At 40.9% G+C, this 4,147-nt stretch carries 1 protein-coding gene; it reads left to right on the plus strand.

Translation table 11 applies throughout. From position 1 onward, the window contains the following. Positions 1-176: 176 nt before the first annotated feature. Positions 177-3,842, plus strand: a complete 3,666-nt coding sequence (bchH, locus tag IQ224_RS22045) for a magnesium chelatase subunit H (protein ID WP_194033496.1) — start codon at positions 177-179, stop codon at positions 3,840-3,842. Positions 3,843-4,147: the final 305 nt, after the last annotated feature.

Genomic DNA, 4,147 nt, shown 5'->3' on the forward strand with positions numbered 1-4,147 from the left:
CCCCCAACGGGGGGTTTGGGGGGTAGAACCCCCCAAAGGCTTGGATTGAGTGATAAAATCGCAAGTAATACGGCCATCCGTTGAGTATAAGCTACATATCAGGAGAGGCACTCATGCAAAAGGGGGAATAAATAATCAGTTTTTAATAACCAGATTTAGTATAAAAATAAATTCTTATGAAAAGCATTGTTTTAATTGTTGGCTTTGAAACCTTTAACAGGAATTTGTATCGGCAATCGGGCCTGTTGGCTAGTTCTAAATGTCCCGATTTAGAAGTAAAAGTATTCAGCGATAAATCCTTGACTAGCGAACCGGAAATAGTCGAGCAAGCTTTAGCCACTGCCGACGTTTTTTTTGCTAGTTTGATCTTCGATTACGATCAAGTTACTTGGCTACGGCAACGAGCGGCAGAGATTCCGATTCGCTTAGTTTTTGAGTCTGCTTTAGAGTTAATGAGTTTAACCCGTTTGGGAGAATTTGCCATCGGGGATAAACCAAAAGGAATGCCAAAACCAATTCAATTTATCTTGAGTAAATTTTCCAGTGGCAAGGAAGAAGATAAGTTAGCCGGTTATCTCAGTTTCCTCAAAACTGGTCCGAAACTGCTGAAATTTATTCCCGCTAAAAAAGTTCAAGATTTGCGTAATTGGTTAATTATCTACGGTTATTGGAATGCGGGAGGAACGGAAAATGTTGCCGCTATGTGTTGGGTAATTGCCCAAAAATATCTAGGATTAAAAGTACAGGAAATACCCGAAGTTATCGAAACTCCTAATAAGGGACTATTACACCCCGATTATCAGGGTTATTTTCTCACTCCCCAAGAATATTTGACCTGGTATAAAAAAAATAAATCCCTTGATAAACCAGTGGTGGCACTGCTGCTTTATCGGAAGCACGTTATCAGTAAACTACCCTATATTAATCAATTAATCCGTCATTTTGAAACGGCTAATTTAATTCCCCTACCCGTGTTTATTAACGGAGTGGAAGGCCATACAATTGTTCGGGATTGGTTAACCACAGACTACGAAATTCAGCAAAGAAAAAAAGGAATCATTGAAACTCCTTCTTTAAGTGAAGATGCGGTGACAGTAGATGCAATTGTCTCGACGATTGGCTTTCCTTTGGTGGGGGGTCCTGCGGGTTCTATGGAAGCAGGAAGACAGGTAGAAGTGGCTAAACGAATTCTGTCTGCTAAAAATATTCCTTATCTTATCGCTGCCCCTTTATTGATTCAAGATATTTATTCTTGGACAAGACAGGGAATCGGTGGTTTACAGAGTGTGGTTCTATACGCTTTACCGGAATTAGATGGAGCAATTGATACGATTCCTCTGGGGGGATTAGTGGGGGAAACTATCTATTTAATCCCCGAAAGATTACAGCGTTTAACTGGACGTTTAAACAGTTGGATTAAGTTACATAAAACCCCTCCGCAAGAACGGAAAATAGCCATCATTCTCTATGGATTTCCCCCGGGTTATGGGGCAGTTGGTACGGCAGCTTTATTAAATGTTCCCCGGAGTTTAGTTAAGTTTTTACAAGCTTTACAAGCGCAGGGTTATAATCTGGGAACGATTCCCGAAGACGGGGAAGAAATTATTCAAAAAGTTAAGTTTGCCGATGATGAAAATCTCTCTAAACAAAATCGTTTATCGATAGAAACTTTAGAAAATTGGCTAGGTTATCTGTTAACCTCTCGCATTGAAAAACACTGGAAATCTCTGAAAGATGCGGGGATAAAAACCATTGGCGACCAGTATCATTTAGGGGGAATTGAGTTAGGTAATATCTGGATTGGAGTGCAGCCACCTTTAGGAATTGCTGGGGATCCGATGCGGTTAATGTTTGAAAAAGATTTAACTCCTCACCCTCAGTATGCAGCTTTTTATCAGTGGTTACAAAAAGATTTTAAGACCGATGCGCTCGTTCATTTTGGTATGCACGGAACTGTCGAATGGCTGCCCGGTTCACCACTAGGAAATACCGGTTATTCTTGGTCAGATATTTTATTAGGGGATTTACCGAATTTATATATTTATGCTGCTAATAATCCCTCGGAATCTATTCTAGCTAAACGTCGCGGTTATGGGGTGTTAATTTCCCATAATGTGCCTCCCTACGGACGAGCGGGATTATATAAAGAATTGATGATTTTGCGAGATTTGATTGCCGAGTTTCGAGAAAATACTGAGAAAAATTACGCTTTAAGAGATAGTATTCTCCAAAAGATTATTGATACAGGTATCGCTAAAGATTGTCCTTTTCTGGAAGCAGAAAAACAGGGAATAGAATTCACTTTAGAAAATGCCAAATTATTTAGTCGCTACGCACTAACCGATTATTTCGTCAAGGTGTATAATTACTTACAAATCGTCGAACAAAGACTATTTTCTTCCGGGTTACACACCCTAGGAACTGCTCCCAATCAGGAAGAATTAAAAGGTTATCTTGATGCTTATTTTACCGATTTATCTGAGCGAGAATTTCAGCAAATTATCGCTGACGAAGCAACTAATGAAAAGCTTAAAGAAGGCATTGCTATTAAAAATTTATTAGGACAAAATAGCGAGGAGTTAACTAATCTTTTGCGGGGATTAAATGGGGAATATATACCCCCAGCACCGGGGGGTGATTTACTCCGGGATGGTGCGGGAGTTTTACCCACAGGACGCAATATACACGCTTTAGACCCCTACCGGATGCCTTCCCCCGCAGCCTACACTCGCGGACGGGAAATCGCCAAAAAACTCCTAGAACAAAACCTAAGCGAAAAAGGAAAATATCCCGAAACTGTAGCGGTTTTACTCTGGGGATTAGATGTGATTAAAACTAAGGGTGAATCCCTGGGTATTCTCTTAGAATTAGTCGGTGCAGAACCGGTGAAAGAGGGGACAGGAAGAATTGTCAGGTATGAATTAAAACCTTTAGGGGAAATTGGACACCCGCGCATCGATATTCTGGCTAATTTATCGGGAATTTTTCGCGATACCTTTATCAATATTATCGAGTTATTGGATGATTTAATGCAGCGGGCAGCCGAGATAGAAGAATCGGAAAATGATAATTATATCCGTAAGCACTATTTAGCCTTAAAAAGTCAAGGAATTGACAATGCCAGCGCTCGTTTATTTTCCAATCCTGCCGGAGATTTTGGGTCTTTAGTTAATGACCAAGTAGTGGAGGGAAATTGGGACAATGACAACGAATTAGCGAAAACTTGGGAAAAGCGTAATGTTTTTAGTTATGGTCGTCAAGATAAGGGACAAGCGCGGCCAGAAGTGCTACAACAGTTATTAAAAACCAGTGAAAGTATTATCCAAGAAATTGACTCGGTAGAATACGGTTTAACCGATATTCAGGAATACTACGGCAACACGGGAGGATTAAAATTAGCCGCAGAAAAACAAAGCGGTAAACGGGTAATGACAAGTTTTGTCGAGAGTTTTTCCAATGATACAACTCCCCGCAAATTAGAGGAGGTTTTGCGCTTAGAATACCGCAGTAAATTACTCAATCCTAAATGGGCCAATGCCATGGTTGATCAAGGTTCCGGTGGGGCCTACGAAATCTCCCAAAGAATGACCGCTTTAATTGGTTGGGGCGGTACGGCTAATTTTAGTGACGATTGGGTGTATAATCAGGCAGCCGATACCTACGCTTTTGATGCAGAAATGGCGGAAAAATTGCGTCAAGCTAATCCCGAAGCTTTCCGTAATATTGTCGGTAGAATGTTAGAAGCACAGGGTCGCGGTTTTTGGCAAGCAGACCCCGACAAATTAGAGAAATTACAGGAATTATATCAATTGACCGATGAAAAGTTAGAAGGGGTTACTTAGGGTTTGCTGAATAAATCTAAAAACCTTCGGCTCTTCTAGGTTCTGTGTGATAAGTTTAACTTACATAGGATCGATCTTTGTGTCCTCTGTGTCTCTGTGGTTCCCTCCACTCCCTCGCCAGCAGGACTGTATCTCAGAATACATTTTACCCACCAAATCCAAAAGAGCCAACCTTCTTGGATAATATCTTTAGGCTTTTTTGAAATCAACAAGTGCCAGCGATTGGAGTCAGGTACTTTTTCCCCGAAAATTAGGTAATTGACTCCCTGAAAATTGGTACAACCCCACACCCTACACCCCACACC

The organism is Microcystis sp. LEGE 00066 (genome assembly GCF_015207925.1).
Classification (GTDB): domain Bacteria; phylum Cyanobacteriota; class Cyanobacteriia; order Cyanobacteriales; family Microcystaceae; genus Microcystis; species Microcystis ichthyoblabe_A.